The 19,963-nt window shown below is 61.6% G+C and carries 22 protein-coding genes; 11 read left to right on the top strand and 11 right to left on the bottom strand.

Annotated features, from left to right (window positions below):
• Positions 1–142: 142 nt before the first annotated feature.
• Both AAAB16_RS06490 and AAAB16_RS06485 read right to left on the bottom strand, forming a co-directional pair.
• On the bottom strand, positions 143–712 hold the full coding sequence (locus tag AAAB16_RS06490; protein ID WP_340662600.1) for a cysteine hydrolase family protein: 570 nt from the start codon (positions 710–712) through the stop codon (positions 143–145).
• 55 nt (positions 713–767) lie between these two features.
• On the bottom strand, positions 768–1,592 hold the full coding sequence (locus AAAB16_RS06485) for an alpha/beta hydrolase (protein WP_340662599.1): 825 nt from the start codon (positions 1,590–1,592) through the stop codon (positions 768–770).
• Positions 1,593–1,790: 198 nt separating this feature from the next.
• On the opposite strand from AAAB16_RS06485, the gene AAAB16_RS06480 reads away from it, so the two are divergent.
• The gene (locus AAAB16_RS06480) at positions 1,791–4,622 is read left to right on the top strand and encodes a winged helix-turn-helix domain-containing protein (RefSeq protein ID WP_340662598.1); all 2,832 of its coding nucleotides are present in this window, start codon (positions 1,791–1,793) and stop codon (positions 4,620–4,622) included.
• Positions 4,623–4,700: 78 nt separating this feature from the next.
• Here the strand turns inward: AAAB16_RS06480 and AAAB16_RS06475 are convergent, their stop codons facing one another.
• From AAAB16_RS06475 to AAAB16_RS06465, 3 genes are read right to left on the bottom strand one after another with little or no spacing between them, the layout of a single operon-like run.
• Complete coding sequence (locus AAAB16_RS06475; RefSeq protein ID WP_340662597.1) at positions 4,701–4,979, bottom strand: Rho-binding antiterminator; 279 nt, start codon at positions 4,977–4,979, stop codon at positions 4,701–4,703.
• 9 nt (positions 4,980–4,988) lie between these two features.
• On the bottom strand, positions 4,989–5,243 hold the full coding sequence (locus AAAB16_RS06470) for a DUF2024 family protein (RefSeq protein WP_340662596.1): 255 nt from the start codon (positions 5,241–5,243) through the stop codon (positions 4,989–4,991).
• 60 nt (positions 5,244–5,303) lie between these two features.
• Positions 5,304–5,534, bottom strand: a complete 231-nt coding sequence (locus tag AAAB16_RS06465) for a thioredoxin family protein (RefSeq protein ID WP_340662595.1) — start codon at positions 5,532–5,534, stop codon at positions 5,304–5,306.
• Between the two features lie 144 nt (positions 5,535–5,678).
• On the opposite strand from AAAB16_RS06465, the gene AAAB16_RS06460 reads away from it, so the two are divergent.
• From AAAB16_RS06460 to AAAB16_RS06450, 3 genes are all read left to right on the top strand, one after another.
• Positions 5,679–6,245 carry a MarR family winged helix-turn-helix transcriptional regulator gene (locus AAAB16_RS06460; RefSeq protein ID WP_340662594.1) on the top strand — a complete coding sequence of 189 codons (567 nt, stop codon included), beginning with the start codon at positions 5,679–5,681 and terminating at the stop codon, positions 6,243–6,245.
• Positions 6,242–6,964: an MOSC domain-containing protein gene (locus AAAB16_RS06455; protein ID WP_340662593.1), complete on the top strand. Its 723-nt coding sequence runs from the start codon at positions 6,242–6,244 to the stop codon at positions 6,962–6,964. The genes AAAB16_RS06460 and AAAB16_RS06455 overlap by 4 nt, the downstream gene beginning before the upstream one ends.
• A 146-nt stretch (positions 6,965–7,110) precedes the next feature.
• Complete coding sequence (locus tag AAAB16_RS06450; protein WP_340662592.1) at positions 7,111–7,854, top strand: SDR family oxidoreductase; 744 nt, start codon at positions 7,111–7,113, stop codon at positions 7,852–7,854.
• A 142-nt stretch (positions 7,855–7,996) separates the two neighbouring features.
• Here the strand turns inward: AAAB16_RS06450 and AAAB16_RS06445 are convergent, their stop codons facing one another.
• Entirely contained in the window at positions 7,997–8,428 is a 432-nt protein-coding gene (locus tag AAAB16_RS06445) for a hypothetical protein (protein ID WP_340662591.1), read from the bottom strand.
• A 164-nt stretch (positions 8,429–8,592) separates the two neighbouring features.
• The gene (locus AAAB16_RS06440; protein ID WP_340662590.1) at positions 8,593–9,495 is read right to left on the bottom strand and encodes a LysR family transcriptional regulator; all 903 of its coding nucleotides are present in this window, start codon (positions 9,493–9,495) and stop codon (positions 8,593–8,595) included.
• A 222-nt stretch (positions 9,496–9,717) separates the two neighbouring features.
• On the opposite strand from AAAB16_RS06440, the gene AAAB16_RS06435 reads away from it, so the two are divergent.
• Positions 9,718–10,371, top strand: coding sequence for a hydrolase (locus tag AAAB16_RS06435; protein ID WP_340662589.1), 654 nt, complete (start codon positions 9,718–9,720; stop codon positions 10,369–10,371).
• 321 nt (positions 10,372–10,692) lie between these two features.
• Complete coding sequence (locus tag AAAB16_RS06430) at positions 10,693–11,571, top strand: serine hydrolase domain-containing protein (RefSeq protein ID WP_340662601.1); 879 nt, start codon at positions 10,693–10,695, stop codon at positions 11,569–11,571.
• A gap of 183 nt (positions 11,572–11,754) precedes the next feature.
• Here AAAB16_RS06430 and AAAB16_RS06425 read toward each other — a convergent pair whose 3' ends face one another.
• Both AAAB16_RS06425 and AAAB16_RS06420 read right to left on the bottom strand, forming a co-directional pair.
• The gene (locus AAAB16_RS06425) at positions 11,755–12,168 is read right to left on the bottom strand and encodes a nuclear transport factor 2 family protein (protein WP_340662588.1); all 414 of its coding nucleotides are present in this window, start codon (positions 12,166–12,168) and stop codon (positions 11,755–11,757) included.
• 145 nt (positions 12,169–12,313) lie between these two features.
• Entirely contained in the window at positions 12,314–13,228 is a 915-nt protein-coding gene (locus AAAB16_RS06420) for a LysR family transcriptional regulator (protein ID WP_340662587.1), read from the bottom strand.
• Between the two features lie 109 nt (positions 13,229–13,337).
• Between AAAB16_RS06420 and AAAB16_RS06415 the strand changes: the two genes are divergently transcribed.
• Positions 13,338–14,090, top strand: a complete 753-nt coding sequence (locus AAAB16_RS06415) for an SDR family oxidoreductase (protein WP_340662586.1) — start codon at positions 13,338–13,340, stop codon at positions 14,088–14,090.
• A 57-nt stretch (positions 14,091–14,147) separates the two neighbouring features.
• Positions 14,148–14,705: a VOC family protein gene (locus AAAB16_RS06410; protein WP_340662585.1), complete on the top strand. Its 558-nt coding sequence runs from the start codon at positions 14,148–14,150 to the stop codon at positions 14,703–14,705.
• A 229-nt stretch (positions 14,706–14,934) separates the two neighbouring features.
• On the opposite strand, the gene AAAB16_RS06405 is transcribed toward AAAB16_RS06410, so the two are convergent.
• Positions 14,935–15,813, bottom strand: a complete 879-nt coding sequence (locus AAAB16_RS06405) for a LysR family transcriptional regulator (protein ID WP_340662584.1) — start codon at positions 15,811–15,813, stop codon at positions 14,935–14,937.
• Positions 15,814–15,984: 171 nt separating this feature from the next.
• Between AAAB16_RS06405 and AAAB16_RS06400 the strand changes: the two genes are divergently transcribed.
• Both AAAB16_RS06400 and AAAB16_RS06395 read left to right on the top strand, forming a co-directional pair.
• A complete protein-coding gene (locus AAAB16_RS06400) occupies positions 15,985–16,743 on the top strand; it encodes an SDR family oxidoreductase (protein ID WP_340662583.1) in 759 nt (252 codons plus the stop codon).
• 40 nt (positions 16,744–16,783) lie between these two features.
• Positions 16,784–17,788, top strand: a complete 1,005-nt coding sequence (locus AAAB16_RS06395) for an NAD(P)-dependent alcohol dehydrogenase (protein ID WP_340662582.1) — start codon at positions 16,784–16,786, stop codon at positions 17,786–17,788.
• Between the two features lie 256 nt (positions 17,789–18,044).
• Here AAAB16_RS06395 and AAAB16_RS06390 read toward each other — a convergent pair whose 3' ends face one another.
• Complete coding sequence (locus AAAB16_RS06390) at positions 18,045–19,304, bottom strand: 3-phosphoshikimate 1-carboxyvinyltransferase (protein ID WP_340662581.1); 1,260 nt, start codon at positions 19,302–19,304, stop codon at positions 18,045–18,047.
• A gap of 258 nt (positions 19,305–19,562) precedes the next feature.
• On the opposite strand from AAAB16_RS06390, the gene AAAB16_RS06385 reads away from it, so the two are divergent.
• Positions 19,563–19,963, top strand: a 401-nt coding sequence (locus AAAB16_RS06385) for an AraC family transcriptional regulator (RefSeq protein ID WP_340662580.1), incomplete at its 3' end; no start/stop codon positions are given.

Below are 19,963 nucleotides of genomic sequence, written 5' to 3'. Positions count from 1 at the left end.
TCGCCGTCGCGGGAAACCCGGGTGTGTACCAGGTCAAAGGCCGCATCAATCTTCGCGGTCTTTTCGCTGTGTATGCCGCCGCCATCGTGAGCCAGGGCGGGCGCACTCAGCGCCGCCAACAGGGCCGAAGTCAGAAGCCTGTTCATGCTGCGTTCCTGACGTGCTGGCCGAGGTACTCGGCAGTGGAAATCACCGGTGCATAACCAAAACTCAAGGCGGCCATAAAGGCGGCGTGCACATGGGCGGCCGGTACTTTCACGCCGTCGAACTCCAGGTCGAGGGTGGCGCAGGCGTCGTGCAGCACGGTGGTGGCGTAGCCGAAGTCGACGGCGGCGCGGGTGATACCGTGCACGCACATATGGCTCATGTTGCCGACCACCACTACTTCGTCGATGCCGTGTTTTTCCAACACCGGCGTCAGCTCGGTTTCGCGGAAGGAATTGATGTAGTGCTTAAGCACCACCGGCTCGTCGGGCAGGTTGATAACGCTGGGGTGCAGGTGCGCACCTTCGCTGTTGGGGCGGAAAAACGGCGCGTCGGCGCTGGTGAATTCGTGGCGGATATGCACCACCAGCTCGCCGCTTTCGCGAAAGGCGGCAATCACCTGTGCGGCTTTGGCTGCAGCGGCTTCGACTTGGGTCAGTGGCCACAGGCCGCCGGGAAAGTAGTCGTTCTGAATGTCGACAACGATCAATGCTTTTTTACCACTCATGGTCATGGCTCCTTGCAAGGGCGCCCGCCGCAACGTCGGCCGGCGCGTGAGGGGGTTAGCTGCGCAGAAAGGCCAGCAGGTCGGCGTTGAGTTTTTCTTTGTGGGTGTCGGTGATGCCGTGGGGCGCGCCGGGGTAGATCACTAACCGGGCGTTGGGGACCAGTTCGGCCGAGGCGCGGGCGGCGGCGTCCACCGGTACGATCTGGTCGTCGTCGCCGTGCAGGATCAGCGTTGGCACGTCGAACTTTTTCAGGTCTTCGGTGAAGTCGGTTTCCGAGAACGCTTTGATGCAGTCGTACGCGTTCTTGTGCCCGGCCAGCATGCCCTGCATCCAGAAGGCGTCGATCACACCCTGGGACGGTTTGGCGCCGGGGCGGTTGTAGCCAAAGAATGGGCCGCTGGCGACATCGCGGTATAGCTGCGAACGGTCGGCCACGGATGCCGCGCGAATGCCGTCGAACACGGAAAGGGGCAGGCCGCCAGGGTTGTTGTCGGTCTTGACCATTAGCGGCGGTACTGCCGAAATCAACCCGGCCTTGGCCACGCGGGCCGTGCCGTGGCGGCCAATGTACCGCGCCACTTCACCGCCGCCGGTGGAGAAACCGAATAGCGCGGCGTCGCGCACATCGAGGTGGTCGAGCAGCTGCGCCAGGTCGTCGGCATAGGTGTTCATCTCGTTGCCGTCCCACGGCTGGCTAGAGCGGCCATGGCCACGGCGGTCGTGGGCAATCACCCGGTAACCGTTGCTGGCGAGGAAAAACATCTGCGCCTCCCAGCTATCCGCAGTGAGCGGCCAGCCGTGGCTGAGGACCACGACCGGGCCGCTGCCCCAGTCCTTGTAGTAGATCTGCGTGCCGTCTCGCGTGGTGATAGTGCCCATGTCTGTCTCGCTCCGTGTTCAGGGGGTAGCTGAAAACGGAGCCTAGCGAGGCGGGCAGGGCGATTCCTGTAGAAAACCTGAAGAATCCTGAATTCTTGGTCGTCTGCGACTTTAGTCGTAGTTGCCTACCCCGCCGAACAGGGCTTAACTTGGCGGGCTTTTCTACGTTGTACGCCTCACTGTGCGCGGGGATGCGCCATGAACACGACGTCTGCCGCGCCGATCCGGTTCGGCCATTGCGAAGTCATTCCAGGCAAGCGCCTGCTGCGGGTCGGCGGTGAGGCGGTGGCCGTGCACGGGCGGGCGTTCGATCTGCTGCTGGCTCTGCTTGAAGCCGACGGCCAGGTGCTAAGCAAAGACAAGCTGATGGCAGCGGTGTGGCCCGGTCGCATCGTGGAAGAAAACACCTTGGAAGCACAGGTGTCGCTGCTGCGCAAGGCTCTGGGCGCTGACCGCCACGCGATTCGCACGGTGTCCGGGCGCGGTTACCAGTTCGCCCTCCTGAGCGAGTTTGAGCGGCCCCACGGCCACCTGTTTATTGCCGCCAGCGTGTCACGGTTGATTGGCCGCGAGGCGGCGCTGGCCGATCTTGAAGACAGCATTGGCCAGCAACGCTTGGTCACTTTGATCGGCCCCGGGGGCATCGGTAAAACCCGGCTGGCGCTGGAGTGTGCGCGTCGGCTGACGGCGGTGTTTCCCGACCGTGTGTGTATTGCCGACCTGGCGCCACTGTCCACCGACGAATTCCTCGTACCCACTTTGGCCACCGCCCTGGGCCTGCCCCCGGCCAGCGGCAGCGCCAGCCTTGAACAGATTGCTGCGAGCCTGATCGGCAGCCGCATTCTGTTGCTGATGGACAACTGCGAGCACCTGATCGACGCGGCCGCTCGCGCTGCGCAAACCCTGCTGGCTTACAACCGTTCCTTGCATGTACTGGCCACCAGCCGCGAGGCGCTGCGCATTGATGGTGAATACCTGTATCGGGTGGCGGCGCTGGACGTGCCAGCGCTCGATGCGCCGCCCGAGGCCGTGCTCGCGGCCAGCGCGGTGCAACTGTTCGACGCTCGTCTGGAACATGGTCAGGAGCAACTGAGCCGAGGCGCCGCTACTGTGCTGAAAGCACGCATCTGTAGACGGCTGGACGGCATTCCGCTGGCCATCGAACTGGCCGCAGCGCGGGTTGCCAGTCTTGGGCTCGTGGGAGTGGCCGAGCGCCTGGAAAACCAGCTCGATCTGCTGGCAGGCGGCAACCGCACCGCGTTGCCACGGCAACAGACGCTACGCGCCACGCTGGACTGGAGCTTCAACCTGCTGCTCGACAACGACCGCGTGTTGCTGCGGCGCCTGGGCGTGTTTGTCGGGGCCTTCGGCCTGGATGCCGCGCTGGCGGTGGGCGTAAGCCAGGAGCTCAATGCCGAAGCGGTGGCCGAAAGCCTCGCAAGCCTGGTGAGCAAGTCACTGCTGACCTTGCACCACGACGACGCCAAGGCCCACTACCGGTTGCTGGAAGTCACCCGCCGTTACGCCAATGAAAAGCTGCGTGGGTGCGGCGAGCTGACCGCCTCGCGGCGCCTACACGCGCTGTACCTGCTGGAAATTTTCTCCAGCGCCGCGCCGCTCTGGGAGCTGGGCGGTTCTGCGCGCGGGTTGCTGTGCGCCGAGCTGCAGGAGGATTTGCGCGAAGCGTTGCGCTGGGCGCTGGACGAGCAGCAGGACACGGTGCTCGGCATCGACCTGAGCATCGCCGCGCTGGCGTTCTGGCTGCACCGTTCGCAGGTGAGCGAATGCCTCTTCAACGCCAGCCGCGCCCTTCACCACCTGGCCAGCCCCGGCCTGTTCGAGCGCAAAGTCATGAAATTGCAGGCCGCGCGCGGTAAAGCCTTGCTCTACGCCGGTGCCACGGACGCCACGCGTGAAGCCTTTTTGCATACGCTGCAGATTGCCGAGCGCCTCGACGACTACGACTATCAGACGCTGGCCATCTGGGGCCTGTGGGCCCACGGGTACCTCAATGGCCCGTACCGGCAGAACCTCGAGGTCGCCGAGGACATGCTGCAGCGCGCCAGCCAGCACGGCAATGTTGGCGACCAGTCGGTGGCCAGGCGCATGGTCGCGCTATCGCGCCTGTGCCTGGGTGATCTGGCCGGTGCCCGCAAGGGCCTGGAACAGCTGCTACAGCACTACCCTGAAGACCTGCGCCACCGCCACATCCTGCGTTATGCCTACGACCAAAAAGCCGTGGCCCTTTGCGCCCTGGCCTACACCTTGTGGTTACAAGGCTTCGCCAACCAGGCCCAGCGCGCTTTGCAGGAAGCGCAGCATCAGGCCGTCGCGAGTGGCCACTTGGCCAGCCGTTGGCATGTATTGACCATGAGCGCCTGTCCCATCGCCTTGCTCACGGGTGGCGTGCCGGCCCTGGCGCACCCCAGCCAGCAACTGCTCGAAGCGCGCAGCTGGCATCACCTTGGCGCCCACGCCATGGGCGCCGGGCAATTCTGGGGCGGCGAATTCTGGAGCGGGCTGTATCGCCTCTGGCAGGGCGAGCTGGCCGCCTACGACAGCGTCATAAGCCCGGCGCTGGCGCAACTCGGGCGCGTGCGCTTTGCCTCCTACCTGGCACCCTACACCTCGGCGCTGTGTACGCTGCTGGCGCAACGGGAACTGCCGGCAGAAGCCCTGCGCCTGATCGCTACCGCCATAGCCCATGCGCGCGGCGCCGACGATATGTCCGCGCTACCCGAACTGCTGCGCTGCCAGGGCGAACTGTTGCTCGACAGCGACGCTGAACGCGGCGAGGCGCTGCTGTATGAAGCCCGGGCGCTGGCTCGCCAGCACCAGATGAAAGCCTGGGAACTGCGTGCTACCTGTAGCCTGGCGCGGCTGTGGATAAACCAATGCCGGCACAGCCACGCCGCCCACGAGTTGACGGTGATGCTGGACGCCTTCAGCGAAGGCTTCGGCACCGCCGACTTCGAAGCCGCGCGGCAGCTGCTCAAACTCGCGGCCCCGCACGCGACGTCAGAGTCCTAAAAAGATCCACACTCGAAGTTGAAGGCGCTCCGCAATGGACCTCTGCTTGCTGTGGAAGACGCTTCAGCCTCGATGCTTTTAAAGACCACACACCTGTCCCGCCAGCTCCACCCGACCAAACAATGCGCGCTCGCTGAGCGGGGTGATGGCGAGCAAGTGGTCCAGGCGAATTTCCCATTCGCCCTCCAGGCCGCGCACGTGCAGGAACTCTTCTTTGCTCGGCGCGGTGCGGGTGGTCAGGGCCTGGGCTTGAAATTCGCGACCGTCCACCAATTCCACCCGCAAGGGGTAGGCCTGCATGCAGGCGATTTCCAGGTAATCGTGCAGGTCGCAGTTCAGCGGTTGGTAGCGGCTCATGGTGGTCTCCTAAAAGCCCTGCAGCGTGATGATGTAGTAACCCTGTTCGGCGATGGCGCGTTGCATCGGCGGCGAGGCGATTTCGCTGTGGCAGAACTGGCATTGGCTCTGCTGAATATCGTCGGCCGCCAGGCCTTGCGCAGCCAGCCAGCTGCTGGCGATCTGGCTGGCTTGAGCGTTATCGCCGCCGGCCATCACCACATCAAAGTGCAGGTAACGGCCGTCACGGGTGCGCACATGGGTATCGAAAATTTTCACGTTCATGGGGTAGTCCTTTTCAGCTGATACCGCTCGCCCGCGCTGGGCGAGCGAGCGGGGCGCAGCTTATTTGAGGTCGGCAATGGCCGCGCCGAAGTTCACGTGCAGCACCTGGCCGTCCACCACTAGCGCCGGCACTGATTTCACTCCGGCGTTTTCGGCTTCGCTGACGCGTTGCGCCTGTTCACCCAAGTGCACGATTTCCACCTTGATGGCGGGGTCCAGCAGGCCCAGCAGCGTTTGTTCGGCTTCGATGCAAACGGGGCAGCCAGCGTGGTAGTAGCGAGCAGTGGTCATGGCAGTTCTCCAGTGAGTTCATTAGTTAGTATCGATTCGATACAGTGCTGGAGGCTACGCCGCGCCTGACTTTGCCGATATAGTATTTATTCGATACCATCTATTGGAGATTTCTATTTCCCTACTGCCGTGAGGATCTTCAAGGTGCTTTTCGATCTGCTTGAACGGCTGTCCAGCCTCAACCGCGTATGGTTCCGCCAGCACCCGCTTTTGCTGGAGCTGCAACCGATTCAACTCAGCGCGCTGGTGTACCTGGCGCGCTGCAATCGTTACTCCAACACGCCGTTGGCGGTCACCGATTACCTGGGGCTGACCAAAGGCACGGTGTCGCAATCGTTGAAGGCGCTGGAAGCCAAAGGGCTGATCGTGAAAACCCAGAGCACGCGCGACAAACGTAGCGTGCACCTGGAACTCAGCGAACCTGCCCGCGCGCTGGTTGCCGCCGTGATACCGCCGGCCTTTCTGGCAGATGCCGCAGCGCGTATGGGCGCGGCGGCAGACGAGCTGGAACGTCTGCTCGGCGATTTGTTGCGCAATGTGCAGCGCCACGAAAACGTGCCTGGCTTCGGCCTGTGCAACACCTGTGGCTACCACCAGATTGTCGAAGGCGAGGCGTTCTGTGGTCTGACCCGCGAGCCTTTAGGCCCGGCCGAGGTGGAGCTGATTTGCTGGGAACACCAACATGGCGAGGAGCCGGAGGTAAGCGAATGACCCCCAATAAACCCGCACCTAAGACGGTGATGCTCGACACGTTGCTCACCGGCCGCGCCGTGCCCTTTAGCCGGCCCGGTTCCCTGAGTGCCATCGGCAAAACGCCGGTGAACGGCCCGCTGCAAATCACCGTCACCGGCTTGCACAGCGATGAACAGGGCGACCTGCGCGTCCACGGCGGTGTCGAAAAGGCCATCCATCACTACCCGCGTGAGCACTACCTGGCCTGGCAACAGGAACTGGGTGAGCACGCGCTGCTGGCTGAACCCGGTGCGTTCGGCGAGAACTTCAGCGCTAGCGGCTGGACCGAAAACACCGTTTGCCTAGGCGACCGCGTTCGTGCCGGCACCGCCTTGCTAGAGGTGTCGCAAGGGCGCATGCCGTGCTGGAAACTCAGCGACCGTTTTGGCGTTGCCGACATGGCCCTGCGCGTGCAGCAAAGCGGTCGCACCGGCTGGTATTACCGGGTGCTGGAGCCGGGCGTGGTTCAGGCACGGCAACCATTGGAGCTGGAAGCGCGACCGCATCCTGAGTGGCCGTTGGCAAGGCTGTCGGCGGTGCTATTCAGCAAGGACGTGGACCTGCAGGTGTTGTGCGACTGCCTGGCCTTGCCGCTGGCCAGTTCGTGGCGGCGCACCTTGGAACGGCGCCTGGAAAAACGCCAAGTGGAAGACTGGAATCCGCGCTTGCTGGGGCCAGTGGCGCGTGGGTCGGAATGACAGCATTCGTGTCATTTACACTTTTTTGTCATAGGTCATCACGACATCTTTATTTTATAAGTATATGATTTATAAATTAATTTAAGTTGGCATATTTTCTGATTGGGTCATCGCGCCGATTTTGGCTTACCCAGGAAGAAAACCTTATGAGCAACGAATTCAACAAACGTCTTGCCGTGGTGACCGGCGCCAGTTCCGGTATTGGTTTGGCGGTTACCCAGCGTCTGCTTGAGCGTGGCGCGCAGGTGCTGGCCATGGCACGCAACACCACAGGCCTCAACCTGTTGCATGAGCAGTTTGGCGAACAGCTGAGTGTGCTGGCCGGTGACGTCACGTTGGCTGACGATCTGGCGCGGCTGGCCAATCACGCGGCCGAGATCGGCCCGGTGGAATTTCTGGTGCCGAACGCCGGCATCGCGCAACTTGCTGATGGCCTGGACATCGGTGCATTTGACCGCCAGTGGGCCGTCAACGGTGCCGGCGCGCTCAACACGCTGGATAGTCTGCGCAGCCAGCTTGCTGCCCAGGCCTCTGTGGTGTTCATCGGCACGTTTCTGCAGCAGAGCACCTTTCCCGGCTTGGCCGCGTATATCGCCTCGAAAGCGGCACTGCGCGCGCAGATGCGCACCCTGGCCGTGGAACTTGCGCCGCAGGGCGTACGCTTGAACATGGTTTCGCCTGGGCCGACCGCGACACCGATCTGGAAGACCTTGGGGCTTAACGACGGAGCACTGAGCGCGGTGGCCAGCGCGGTTAGCCAACGGTTGCTGTCGGGTGAGTTTCTGCAGCCTGGCGCGGTGGCTGATGTGATCCTTTTCCAACTGAGCCAAGGAGCGCGCAGCGTGTTCGGCCAGGATTGGGTGGTAGATGGCGGTTACACCTTGGGCTGAACGTAGTCGTCAGATGCTCAAGGCTGATTCCGTTTTATGCATGACTCGCGGCGTTGGCAGTCTCGATATCATCCACAAGGGCGACTGGCCTTGCTTTCAACTTCGAGTAGGGTAAGCCGTTGCGGGCCCCTGGTGCGCTTATTCAGGCGTAAACGTCGACGCCTACACGCGCTTGCAACCACTGCATGTAGGTCGCGAGGCTGTCGGTTTTTAGATTGCCGTTGCTGGCGCTAAGGGTTTTGCCGTCGAGGTCGCCGACGTAGTTCATTTGCCGAAGCCCGCTGAGCATGGACTTCGCTTCGTCTTTGTTGAGTGTTGCGACATCTGGCAGCGAGGCGGAGTTGGTTTGCGCGTCGACGCTGGTTCGCGCGCTGGCTGAGCGGTAATCGGCTTTTTCCTGCTCCAGAGCACGCACGTTGTTTTGGTGGTTCTGTTCAACCTTGGCTTTGACGTCAGGCGATGCGTTGACCACTTCGAATCGAGCGACCTGCAGGGTGCCTTCTTTGATGGCTTTTTTCAGGTTGTCGCGAGCCTGGTCGAGTAACGATGGGCTGCCGGTGTTGATCCCTAACATAGTGGTGCTCCTGTTCTTGTCTGAAGAGGCAGTAGCAAGACCGGGGCCATATTGATAACTAGCTGATTATTCGATTAAAAACCGGAAGTGTCAGGTGGTGGCCGCGGCAATTATTGGCCGTGGCTGGCAACGTATTGCCTTTGAAGATGCTCGCGCTGGCCTGCTCACGCCTGATCAGATGTGGTTACAGGGAGCTTTGCCCCTTGCTTGCAGTATTCAATCAGCAACTCGGTCAGCACCCTTATTTTCCGTGCAGGGTGATGGCCCGGCGGGCGAACCACATAGGCGCCTGCTGGCGGTGGCGGAAAGCGGGTCATGATCGGCACCAGTGCGCCGCTGGCCACATGCTCATAGGTGATCCAGTCAGGCAGCCAGGCGATGCCGATACCGGCTACGGCAGCGGCAACCAATGCGGTGCCATTGTCGGCTTTGAACGTGCCCTGTGGACGGACCGTAACCATCTTTTCACCATCGAGAAAAAGCCAGGACTCAGTGCCTTGCATAAGGGCTTGATGGTTGATGATTTCATCGGGCGTTTCGGGTGCGCCATGCGCCGCTATGTAGGCTGGGCTGGCCACCAACTTGCCGGCGATTGGGCCTATGCATCGGGCGATCATGGCGGAGTCTTGCAGGTAGCCAACCCGTATCGCGCAGTCGTAACCCTCGGCGATCAGGTCAACAAAGCGATCGCTGTAGTTTGTCTGAACGTGCAGGTGAGGATGACGCCTGGCCATCTCCGCCAGTATCGGTGCGAAGTGCGTTGGGCCGAACGTCAGTGACGCGGCAATGCGTAACCGGCCACGCAACTCGCCGGCGGGCAAAATCGCTTCGCGTGCCATCTCTATTTCTGCGCAGGCTCTGTCCGCGTAGTCGCGAAAAGTAGCCCCCGCTTCGGTGAGCGCGGCGCCACGGGTGGAGCGCGCCATCAGTTGCACGCCAAGCTCTGCTTCCAGCCTCGCCAGCCGGCGGCTGACGATCGACTTGGACACGCCCAGGCGCAGCGCTGCGCGCGATACGCCACCGGCATCGGCCACTTCCACAAAGGTCTGAAGCTCTTCTATATCCACGTCTGCATTCCCCCGCACGGTGGCCCCGTTGTTGGCCGATTGTACGTGTTTGATGGGGGCCGTTAGCGTTCCCCATTTTGCGACACAGCTAACCATCAAACGCTACTACCGGAACCCGTACACGCGCTGCACAGTGCAGCAGGCAACGTCGCGTACAACGCACGTTAGCCGAAAAAATCCCGCTAATAATCCCGCTACCCGCGGCAACAAAAGGATGGATTAATGACTTTTCGTAACGGGCTCGCTTCGCTTCTTCGCCCAGAAGACTCTGTGCTGGTACTGATCGACCACCAGCCCTTTCAGCTCACCAACCTCAACAGCCATGAACCGCAAATGGTCGTCAACAACACGGCGGGCCTGGCCAAGGCGGCCAAGGCATTTGGCGTGCCGACCATTCTGACCAGCGTACTCGCTGAGCGTGGCGGTTTGATTTTTCCGCAAATTCTCGACGTGTTCCCCGGCCAAGAGGTCATCGACCGCACCCTTATCAATACCTGGGAAGACCCTAAGGTGGTGGAGGCGGTTAAGGCAACCGGGCGTAAGCAGCTGGTTATCGCGGGCCTGTGGACCGAAGTGTGTGTGGCCATGCCGGTGATCCAGGCGCTTGGCGAAGGCTGGGACGTAACCGTCATCACCGACGCATCGGGCGGTGTCTCCGTTGAAGCTCACCAAGTGGCTATCCAGCGCATGATCGCGGCGGGCGCAAACATGATGACCTGGCTGGCCATTGCCGCCGAATGGCAGCGCGATTGGGCTCGGACCGAGACCGCCGGCGCCCTGACCGACGTAATGCTGCAGCATGCAGCTGGCAGCGGCGTTGCCTACCTGTGGGAGCAGCAGTTGCTCAACACGCCGTTACCGGCCACTGCCGAGTGAGCTGAACCGGGTTAACGAAAGTTGCCTGGCTGAGGCTGCACTGCTGGCTAGGACGATGAGGCGGTAAGCAACGTTTGGGGGCACGCGGGTTTTGCGCGAGGCCGGTTGCTGTTCTTTGTCATAGGCAGCTCAATACGCTGTTCTCTGTAGGGGTGTTATGTGCACCCATGTGTTCGCCGCGCCAACGCTTGGTGCGCATAGCACACCCTACGGAGCAATTTTGTGGGCCCTTCACATGTGGCCTCTTTTGGCCGTTAGCAACAGTCATGTACAGCCACGATGAGCTATCTTGTCGACCCGACTCGTATGCCAAAGAAGCCAATGTTCAGTTCACTCCTATGCAATGGTCAGCCACTCACGCCTGAACGATCAGAACCGATCGTTCCTTGGTGGAGTTTTACGAAAACCGTCCTGGCCGCGACAGCGCTGTCGTTAGTTCGTGATGGCCGCGTCGGACTTGATGAGCCGATCCTCGATCAACCTTTCACCCTGCGCCAACTATTACGGCATGAAGCCGGTCTGGCCGATTATGGCGAACTTACGGCGTACCACGCGGCTGTTACTAGCGGCGAGTCAGCCTGGCCGGTAAGCGAAATGATGCAGCGCCTTGAGGGTTACCGTCTTCGATACGTCCCAGGCAAGGAGTGGCGCTATTCGAATATGGGCTATTTGTTGGTCGGTGGGCTTATTGAGCGCCTGACTGATCTGGCGCTGGAGGACGCGGTGACGCAGCGGGCACTTATGCCTCTTGGTCTTTCGCATGTTCGCTTCGCCAAAACGCGAGAAGATTTTGACCGTATCCACCTGCAAAACACCTCCAGCTACGACCCGGCCTGGGTCTATCACGGCTTGCTCGCTGGTCCGGTTTCACAGGCAGCGCTATTTCTGGATCGGCTCCTTTGCGGAGCACTCCTTCCCATGGAACTGGTGAGGGATATGCAGGCAGAGCGAGCATTGGGTGGCCCGATTGCTGGGCGCCCATGGGTGACGGCTGGCTACGGCCTGGGAATGATGAAAGGCTCGATTGAGGGCGGTTTTTCGCTAAGCGGGCACACCGGCTGCGGGCCTGGCAGCGTCATTTCCGTTTACCGTATTAGCAACGGCAACGCCTCGGCTTGCTGTGCTGCTTTCGAGACCGGGAGCAGCGAAGGAGCCGTTGAGGCCTTTGTTGCACAACGCTTGGTCGAGGCGCTGCGATAGGGGAAACGGTCATCGCCTTCGCCTGACAACGCTACCCGTAGGATGTGCGGTTGCGCACCATGCGTCGGCCCTACGAACGCATGGGTGCGCACAGCACACCCGACAAGCAGCCTGGTGATTCGAGAATAAACGGCATCTGTCGACTAAAAGCGCATGTTGTCTGCCATCGAAAAAGCTGGCTGTTTAGTGGTCTAGGGCCGGCTCCACCTGGGCGAACGCTTTGGCAGCGGCCAGCGTATCCATGGATTCGCGCAGCAGTTGAATTTTGCCGTCTTTGGCCACCAGGCGGCCGGCGTACATCTGCCGGTAGATGCGGCCGGTGGCAGGCACCAGGGCTTCTACGCTGTATTCGGCAAACGCCTGGTCGGGGGTGTCGATGAGAAAGCGCACGTTGCGGAATTTGAAGTCCGGCACTTTGCTGAGCAATGAGCCAATAAAGCCTTCTATAGCGGCAGGGCCCTCGACGCGGTGGGGGATGCCCAGCGATTGCAGATAGGGCAATTCCAACAGGCCATCCTCGGCGAACAGCGCCGCTGCCACGTGTGGCGTCTGGATGGCATCCAGGTACTGCTGAAGCAATTGCACGGCATTTTTCATAGCGACTTTCTCCTTAAGCGAATGATTGGACGGGCACGCTGTGTAGTGCCGGCCAAGTCACGTTAAGGCATCAAAGTCTTTGCAAAAATAGACGTTAACGAAAGGCATCGTTTCATAAGTGAAAGGTTACGCCACGTCTTTGCGTTCACGGCCAGCGCCACACCGGCTCGCTTAAATGCTCGGCAAAGAAGTCCGACAGCGCTTTGATTTTTACCGGCCGCGTGCGAGCCGAAGGGGTGACGAAATACAGGCCGCCGCGGGTCATGCTCCAGTCCGGCAGCACCACCACCAAGCGCCCATCGGCGAGGTATTCGCTAGCCATAAATTCCGGCAGTTCGGCGATGGCCAGGCCTTCCAACAACACCGGCAATAACGCATCCGAGTTAGTCACTCTTAACGGGCCGCTGGGCACCACGTCTTCTTCGCTGCCGTCTTTATGGGTGAACCGCCACACCTGGCTGCGGGCCCGGTAGGCATAACTCAGGCATGTGCGGGTCGCCAGTTCGCGGGGATGGCCAGGGCGGCCATGGGTTGCCAGATAGGCAGGCGAGGCGACCAGGTATTGGGTGACCGCGCACAAACGCCGTGCGACCAGCGAGGAGTCCGGCAGTACGGCAATCCGCAGGGCTGCATCAAAGCCTTCGGCGATCAAGTCTACCGACGCGTCTGAAAGGTGCAGGTCAATCGACAGCTCGGGATACTGGCGGATCAATTGCGGCATCAGCGGTGCTACCCAGCGCAAGCCGAACGACATGGGAATTGCCAGACGCACTTGGCCGCGGGGCTGTACGGACAATTCCTGCGCCTCGCTTTCCACCTCTTCAGCCTGCCGATAAATCTCCCCGGCCTTGGCCGCCATGCTTGCGCCAAATTCGGTGAGCGCCAGTTGCCGCGAGGTGCGGTTAAACAAGCGCCCACCCAGGCGTTCCTCTAGCCGCGCTACGGCCCGCGATACCGTCGGCACCGAAACACTCATCACGCGCGCCGCTGCGGCGAACGAACCCTCTTCGGCCACCTTGGCAAACATCGCCAATCCTTCGAAATCTGGAAGTCTGCTCATTTCATTTCTGCAACGATAGGTTTCAGACAATTCTATTTTGAAAGTTAAGCCCCGTCGATAAGCTTCTCCCACACCGCAACTCACTCAAACGAAATACGGGAGATACACCATGACTAACAAACTCGAAGGCAAAATTGCGCTGGTTACCGGCGGCACCACTGGCATCGGCCTGGCCACGGCCAAACGTTTCGCCCAGGAAGGCGCCCACGTTTACATCACCGGCCGCCGCCAAGCCGAACTGGACGCCGCCGTCGCCGCGGTCGGCAACGCCACCGGCGTGCAGGTGGACTCAACCGACCTCGACCAACTCGACGCGCTGTACCGTCAAATTGGCGCGGCCCACGGCCGAATTGATGTGCTGTTCGTCAATGCCGGTGGCGGCTCCATGCTGCCCTTGGGCGACATCACCGAACAGCAGTACGACGACACCTTCAATCGCAACGTAAAAGGCGTGCTGTTTACCGTGCAAAAGGCGCTGCCGCTGCTGGCCAAAAAAGCTTCGGTGATTCTCACCGGCTCCACGGCGGGTAGCTCGGGCACTGCCGCGTTTAGCGTTTACGCCGCGTCCAAAGCTGCCGTGCGCTCATTTGCCCGCAACTGGATTCTGGATTTGAAAGACCGCCAAGTGCGCATCAACACCCTCAGCCCCGGCGCCACCCGCACCCCGGGCCTAGTCGAACTGGCCGGCCCCGATGCCGCTCAGCAACAGGGTTTGCTCGACTACATGGCCTCGCTGATCCCGATGGGGCGCGTGGGTGAAGCCGATGAAATCGCAGCTGCCGCGTTGTTCCTGGCTTCCGATGACGCCAGTTTCGTCAACGGTATCGAACTGTTTGTTGACGGCGGCCAGGCACAAATCTGACCACCCAACGGGCGACTGCCACGATCGCCCGTCAACTCCTCCGAAAAGGAACAGGTTATGAACCCATTGCATTGGGCACTGCTGGCCGCCAGCGTGACCCTGACGGGCGCTACGCAGGCGGCGACCACGACCCCACCGAGCAAACTTGCTATGAACTCAGCCGCACCGCTTCAGATTTCGGCCATCGACCATGTCGGCATCAACGTGCCGGATATCGACGCCGCCACCCGCTTTTTCGCCGAGTTGATGGGCGCCCGCGTGATCTCCGACATCAGCCCCGGCAAGATTCCGGATCAGTGGAAAAGCCAATTTCGTTGGCATGGCTCCAGCGAGCTACAACGCTTTGTCATGCTGCAAATGGACGGTGGCGCCAAGCTGGAGTTGTTTCACTACCAAGGCGCTGAGATCAATCAGGCCCAGCCCCATGGCGACGATGCTGGCGCCAGCCATGTGGCCCTGCGTACCGCCGACATTGACGGCAGCCTGGCCACTCTCAAGCGGCTGAACGTGACCATTCTCAACGAGCCCATCACCAACCCGGACGGCATTCGCTGGTTCTATTTCCAGGCGCCGTGGGGTACGCAGATTGAACTGGTATCGCTGCCGGAGCGCTAAGCCTTGGAAGTCTTTCGGGCGCTTGGCGCACCAAGCGCCAGCCTTGCGAATGCATTGGTGCGCACAGCACACCCTACGGGGGTAGTGCTTTCAGGGGAATGCGATGACCGCTTCCGGTCGATTGCTCTCGGTTGTTCCCGGCCGCAAGCGACCTCGGCGATACGGGCGCTCCGGTAAGTTAGCTGCTTCACCCGGTAGCGCAGGCCTGCCTTCTGGCAAGCCGCGCAGGTCAGTTAAAGCGCTCCAGCAGAAAATCCACAAAGCTGCGCAATTTAGGCGAACGGTAGCGATCCGGTAGATAAACCACACTCATCGGCCGAGCGGGCAGCTCATGGGTGGCGAGCACTTGCACAAGACGGCCCGCCTGAACGTCGGCTTCCAGCAAGATCGCAGGTTGCAGCACGATACCCAGGCCATGCAACGCCGCGACGCGCAGCGCTTGCCCGTGGTTGACGCGCAGCCGCCCGGATACAGGAACGCGATACAGGCCATCGGCGTCCGCCATACGCCAATGCGCCAGCGCGGCGGGACTAAACGACAGGCATTCATGCTGGCTCAGGTCTTCGGGTACGGCCGGTGTGCCTTTACGCGCCAGGTAGTCGGGCGACGCGCACATCATCAGCCGATAGGGGGCCAGCGACTTGGCGATCAGTGCGGAATCCGGCAGTTGGCCGATACGGATGGCGGCCTCGAAGCCTTCCTCGACCAGATCCACTACGCGGTCGCTAAGCGCCACATCGACACTCACGTCCGGATAGCGGTCAAGGTAGTCCGACAGCGCTGGCATCAGCGCCTCGGTGCCAAAGGTCACAGGTGCGGAGATGCGCAGCGTTCCCGCCGGGGCCAGTTGTAGGTTTTGGGCCTGCGCATCGGTTTCGGCCACCAGGCGCAGAATTTCCTTGCAGCGCACGTAGTAGTCCTCGCCGAAACCGGTCAGATGCTGGCGGCGTGTCGTGCGATTGAGCAGTTGCATACCCAGGCGCTTTTCCAACCTGCGCAGGTGATTGCCCGCCATCGTCGCCGAGATGCCGCAGGCCGTGGCGGCGGCACTCAGGCTGCCTTTTTCCACTGCCAATACGTACACCTTCATGCTGTCCAGCAAGTCCATTGATAACTCCTGGTGTCAAATGAGTAAACCTGGCGGAAGTTTATCTCCGATTTATTTTAAATAAAGATAAAGCCGTTCTCGAAGCCAGCGTAATCAGCGGCTGCGCGGCCGTTTCATGCAACGCGCGTGTGTCGGCTGGGTGTGAACGTCATCAACCTGCGGGAGGCCGTCATGAACTTGAATCTGGAAGGGCGTACCGCGCTGGTATCGGGCGCTAGCAGCGGCATTGGTGCCGGTATCGCGCGAGTACTGGCCGGGCAAGGTGTCCGGCTTGCCATCACCGCACGCCGCCGTGATTTGCTCGAACAGCTCGCCGAACAGATTGCCGCTACCGGCGCCGGCAAGGTGGTTGTTGTCAGTGGCGATGCGACTGACGCCAACGACGTGGCGCGCATCGCGGCCGAGGCGAGCGCCGCGCTGGGTGCCATCGACATTCTGGTCAACTGCGCTGGCGGGGCGCGGCCCACGCGGCCTGATGCTCCGGATGCCGACTGGGATGAAGCCTTCGCCCTGAACTTCAGTGCCGCGCGCCGATTTACCCAGGCCGTGCTGCCAGCCATGCAAGCCCGACAGTGGGGCCGCATCATCAACATCAGCGGCTCAATGGAGCCGCGCTCGCTCAACGCCGCCAGCGCCGCCAAGGCGGCACTGCACCTGTGGGCCAAGGGGCTGTCCTGCGACGTGGCGGCCCAGGGCATTACCGTCAACGCCATCGCGCCTGGGCGCATCAACAGCGAACAGATCCTCGCCAGGCTGCACCCGACCGAGGAGGGCCGTAGCACCTTTATCGAGCGGAACATTCCCATCGGCTACTTCGGCGACCCCGAAGACATTGGCCATCTGCTGGCCTTTTTGGCTTCGCCGCTGGCTCGCTACATCACCGGTGCCGTAATCCCGGTGGATGGCGGCATGCACTTCTTCGCGCACTGACCGCTTCGGTCGCTGCACCCGTTTCGATACCGAGAACATCATGAAAGCACTTGAACTCACCGCCCCCTCGCTCACCGCGTTCCGCGCCACCGAACTGCCCGACCCGCAGGCCGGGCGCGGTGAAGTGCTGGTGCGCCTACGCGCCGCCGCCCTGAACTTTGTGGACGTAGCGATTGCCACCGGCCATTTCCCTGGCGTGGCCTTCCCGATGATTCCCGTTACCGACGGCGCGGGCGAAGTGGCCGCGCTGGGCGAGGGCGTGAGTGGATTGGCTGTGGGCGACCGGGTGATCCCGCACTTTATGCCGAACTGGCAGGGCGGAGTCATTACGCCGTCCAATGTCGCAGCCATGCGCGGTATCACGCTGCCGGGGTCGCTGTGTGAGTACGTGGTCGTCCCCGCGGCAAGCCTGGTGCCGCTGCCCGCGCACCTGGATTTCGCCCAGGGCGCAGCGCTGCCAATCGCTGCGACGACGGCCTGGAACGCCGTGCGTTCGGCTTCGCTGCGCCCCGGTTCAGTGGTGGTGTTGCTGGGAACCGGCGGCGTCAGCCTATTTGCCTTGCAGTTCGCCAAGGCCTGCGGCGCGGAGGTGATCGTCGCGTCGTCATCTGACGAGAAGCTGGAGCGTGCTCGCCAACTCGGTGCAGATCACCTTATCAACTACCGCGCCACGCCGGCCTGGGATACGCACGTGCTGGCCCTCACCGAGGGCCGCGGGGCCGACTTGGTGGTGGAGACCGTGGGAGCTGAAACCATCGTGCGCTCGCTTAACGCCGCGGCGGTCGGCGGCACCGTCTTTACGGTCGGCTTTATCACCGGTACGGCGGCTTCCATCGATCTGTTGCCGATTATCGTCAAAGCCTTGCGCGTGGTTGGCAACAACACCGGTTCGGTGTCGGATCTGGCGGAGGCTGCGCGGGCCATTGCCGCCCACCGCATCGTGCCAGTTATCGACCGCGTATTCGGCATCGAGGACACCAGCGCAGCCTATGCCGAACTCAGCGGCGGAGGACGGCACTTAGGCAAGCTCGTCATCGCCCATTGAGCTTTGGCGGGCATCCGTAATTCTGATCGGAGAAAAGACGGTTCTGATTTCCGGTGGGGGGACTGGCATGGGCCAAGGAATAAGGGCGGGGCAGAGTAAACCTCCACCTACGCATGGCTAGAAAGCGTGGTCAGCCATTCAACCTAGCTGCCAACAACGCACGCTCTTTGCTAAGTGGCTTGAGCACGCCGGGCCCTCCCGGCGTTTACAAGTAGAGAAAGTTCTGCCCGTTGTCTATGCCGTCAGCGCTTGCCCCTCAAGCCATCGTCACCGTTACCCCCAGCGAGCGCAGTACTTCCCAGTAGCCCGGGTAGGTCTTGCCCACGCATTCCGGGTCCAGCAGCCGAATGCCGCTGACCTTAAGACCGGCGAGGGCAAAACACATGGCCATGCGGTGGTCGCTATGGGTGTCCACCAGGGCGTCGCAGCTGGTGCCTGCCAACGCGGGGTCTGCGGCCACCAGCAAGTCATCGCCCTCAACCGCTGCCAACCCCGGCCGAATCGCGTTCAGGCCGTCGTGTAGCGCTTGCACGCGGTCGCACTCCTTGACCCGCAGGTTGGCCAGTTCGGTGAAGCGCACGGGTGTGTTGTTGAAGGCTGCCAGCACCGCCAGCGTCGGCACCGCGTCTTGCATCTGCGAGCCGTTGATAACGGCAGGCATATTCGGGAACGCGGCGATAAACGTCTGCGCGTTGGCGTCCGGCTGGGTGAAGCAGTCATCCGCAACGCCCAGATCAATTTTCCCGCCGGTCAGGGCTTGCGCGGCCCATAGGTAAGTCGCGGCAGAGGCGTCCGGTTCAATCACGTAGTCACAGGCGTGATAACCAGTGGCAGCGACGCGCCAGGTGCCGTCATCAACCACCGTCACCTCGGCGCCGAAGGCTTTCATGCAGGCCAGCGTCAGATCGATATAGCCAAGGGCGCCGATATCTTTGCCCGTCAGCTTCACATCAATCGGCGCGTCACCGCATGCGGCCAGCATCAACAGGGCAGACACGTACTGGCTGGACAAGCCACCGTCGATTTCAAAGGTTTTTGCGCTGAGGCTGCCACGGCCTTCCACCTTTACTGGCGGGCAACCGGTAGCACTGGAAACTTGGATGCCGGCCGCGCGCATGGCATCGAGCAGTGGGCCGATAGGGCGTTTGCGCATATACGCGTCGCCGTCCAACGTGACCTCGCCGCGCACACTGGCCACAGCTGCGGTCAGAAAACGCATCGCGGTGCCCGCATTGCCGAGAAACAGCGGCTCGGCTGGCGCCTGCAAATAGCCGGCGCTGGTGACCACAAACGTGGTGTCATCCGGCTCGTCAACGGTAACGCCCATCTGCCGCAGCGCCGTAGACATATGGCGCGTGTCGTCGCTTTTCAGGGCGCCGCTCAGGCGGCTGGTGCCCTTAGCCAACGCCGCCAACAGCAAGGCGCGGTTAGTGATCGATTTGGAACCAGGCGGCGCCACCCGACCGGTCAAAGCGAAGCCAGGCGGAACGACGGTAGCGGTGTGCGGTGCGCCCATTACAACGATTCTCCAAAAGGGACTGGCGCTCGGTAGCGCGCAAAGGCGCAAATAATGCCATCAATGAAAAGGCTGGGGGAACGTTGTTGGTGTTTTCTCCTGGCTTGCGAAGCACTAATGACGGTTTTTTAGCCAGAGGTCCGAATCTGGGCAAGTACCTGGAGCAATGCCAAGACCCATCTGAGCAATTGCGGCTAGGCACGGGCATGGCACTATCGGTGACGCTAGGGCTGACCGTATTTCCAGGAAGTTTGCACCGTGTCTGATCTGTCGCTTTCTTGTGCTTACACACAACGCTTCAATGCCGTGCTCGCTTATATCGAGGCCAATCTCGATGGCGATTTGTCGGTGAAGGCGTTAAGCCAGGTGGCGAGCTTTTCGGCGTTTCACTTCCATCGGCAATTCAGCGCGTTCGTCGGCGTAACCGTTTCCCGCTATGTGCAATTGATGCGGTTGCGGCGCGCGGCACATCGTCTGGTGGCCCGAGCCGATTACTCGGTGTTGAGCGCGGCGCTTGATGCCGGGTTTGAAAGCCCTGAGGCGTTTAGCCGGGCATTCAGGCGAGCGTTTGGGTTGTCGCCTAGCGCATTTAAGAAGGCACCTAATTGGCAGGTGTGGAATACGGTCTTCGCCATTCCTCACTTCTCAAGGACCGTCAC

Origin of the sequence: Pseudomonas sp., assembly GCF_037994325.1 — a bacterium.
GTDB lineage: Bacteria > Pseudomonadota > Gammaproteobacteria > Pseudomonadales > Pseudomonadaceae > Aquipseudomonas.
The sequence above is the reverse complement of the archived record's forward strand: the minus strand, read 5'-3'. Positions and strand labels throughout refer to the sequence as shown.

Bases quoted from the DNA above. Each gene is read 5' to 3' on its own strand.
- AAAB16_RS06490 (WP_340662600.1), bottom strand. From the start codon at position 712: ATGAGTGGTAAAAAAGCATTGATCGTTGTCGACATTCAGAACGACTAC.
- AAAB16_RS06485 (WP_340662599.1), bottom strand. From the start codon at position 1,592: ATGGGCACTATCACCACGCGAGACGGCACGCAGATCTACTACAAGGAC.
- AAAB16_RS06480 (WP_340662598.1), top strand. From the start codon at position 1,791: ATGAACACGACGTCTGCCGCGCCGATCCGGTTCGGCCATTGCGAAGTC.
- AAAB16_RS06475 (WP_340662597.1), bottom strand. From the start codon at position 4,979: ATGAGCCGCTACCAACCGCTGAACTGCGACCTGCACGATTACCTGGAA.
- AAAB16_RS06470 (WP_340662596.1), bottom strand. From the start codon at position 5,243: ATGAACGTGAAAATTTTCGATACCCATGTGCGCACCCGTGACGGCCGT.
- AAAB16_RS06465 (WP_340662595.1), bottom strand. From the start codon at position 5,534: ATGACCACTGCTCGCTACTACCACGCTGGCTGCCCCGTTTGCATCGAA.
- AAAB16_RS06455 (WP_340662593.1), top strand. From the start codon at position 6,242: ATGACCCCCAATAAACCCGCACCTAAGACGGTGATGCTCGACACGTTG.
- AAAB16_RS06450 (WP_340662592.1), top strand. From the start codon at position 7,111: ATGAGCAACGAATTCAACAAACGTCTTGCCGTGGTGACCGGCGCCAGT.
- AAAB16_RS06445 (WP_340662591.1), bottom strand. From the start codon at position 8,428: ATGTTAGGGATCAACACCGGCAGCCCATCGTTACTCGACCAGGCTCGC.
- AAAB16_RS06435 (WP_340662589.1), top strand. From the start codon at position 9,718: ATGACTTTTCGTAACGGGCTCGCTTCGCTTCTTCGCCCAGAAGACTCT.
- AAAB16_RS06430 (WP_340662601.1), top strand. From the start codon at position 10,693: ATGTTCAGTTCACTCCTATGCAATGGTCAGCCACTCACGCCTGAACGA.
- AAAB16_RS06425 (WP_340662588.1), bottom strand. From the start codon at position 12,168: ATGAAAAATGCCGTGCAATTGCTTCAGCAGTACCTGGATGCCATCCAG.
- AAAB16_RS06420 (WP_340662587.1), bottom strand. From the start codon at position 13,228: ATGAGCAGACTTCCAGATTTCGAAGGATTGGCGATGTTTGCCAAGGTG.
- AAAB16_RS06415 (WP_340662586.1), top strand. From the start codon at position 13,338: ATGACTAACAAACTCGAAGGCAAAATTGCGCTGGTTACCGGCGGCACC.
- AAAB16_RS06410 (WP_340662585.1), top strand. From the start codon at position 14,148: ATGAACCCATTGCATTGGGCACTGCTGGCCGCCAGCGTGACCCTGACG.
- AAAB16_RS06405 (WP_340662584.1), bottom strand. From the start codon at position 15,813: ATGGACTTGCTGGACAGCATGAAGGTGTACGTATTGGCAGTGGAAAAA.
- AAAB16_RS06400 (WP_340662583.1), top strand. From the start codon at position 15,985: ATGAACTTGAATCTGGAAGGGCGTACCGCGCTGGTATCGGGCGCTAGC.
- AAAB16_RS06395 (WP_340662582.1), top strand. From the start codon at position 16,784: ATGAAAGCACTTGAACTCACCGCCCCCTCGCTCACCGCGTTCCGCGCC.
- AAAB16_RS06390 (WP_340662581.1), bottom strand. From the start codon at position 19,304: ATGGGCGCACCGCACACCGCTACCGTCGTTCCGCCTGGCTTCGCTTTG.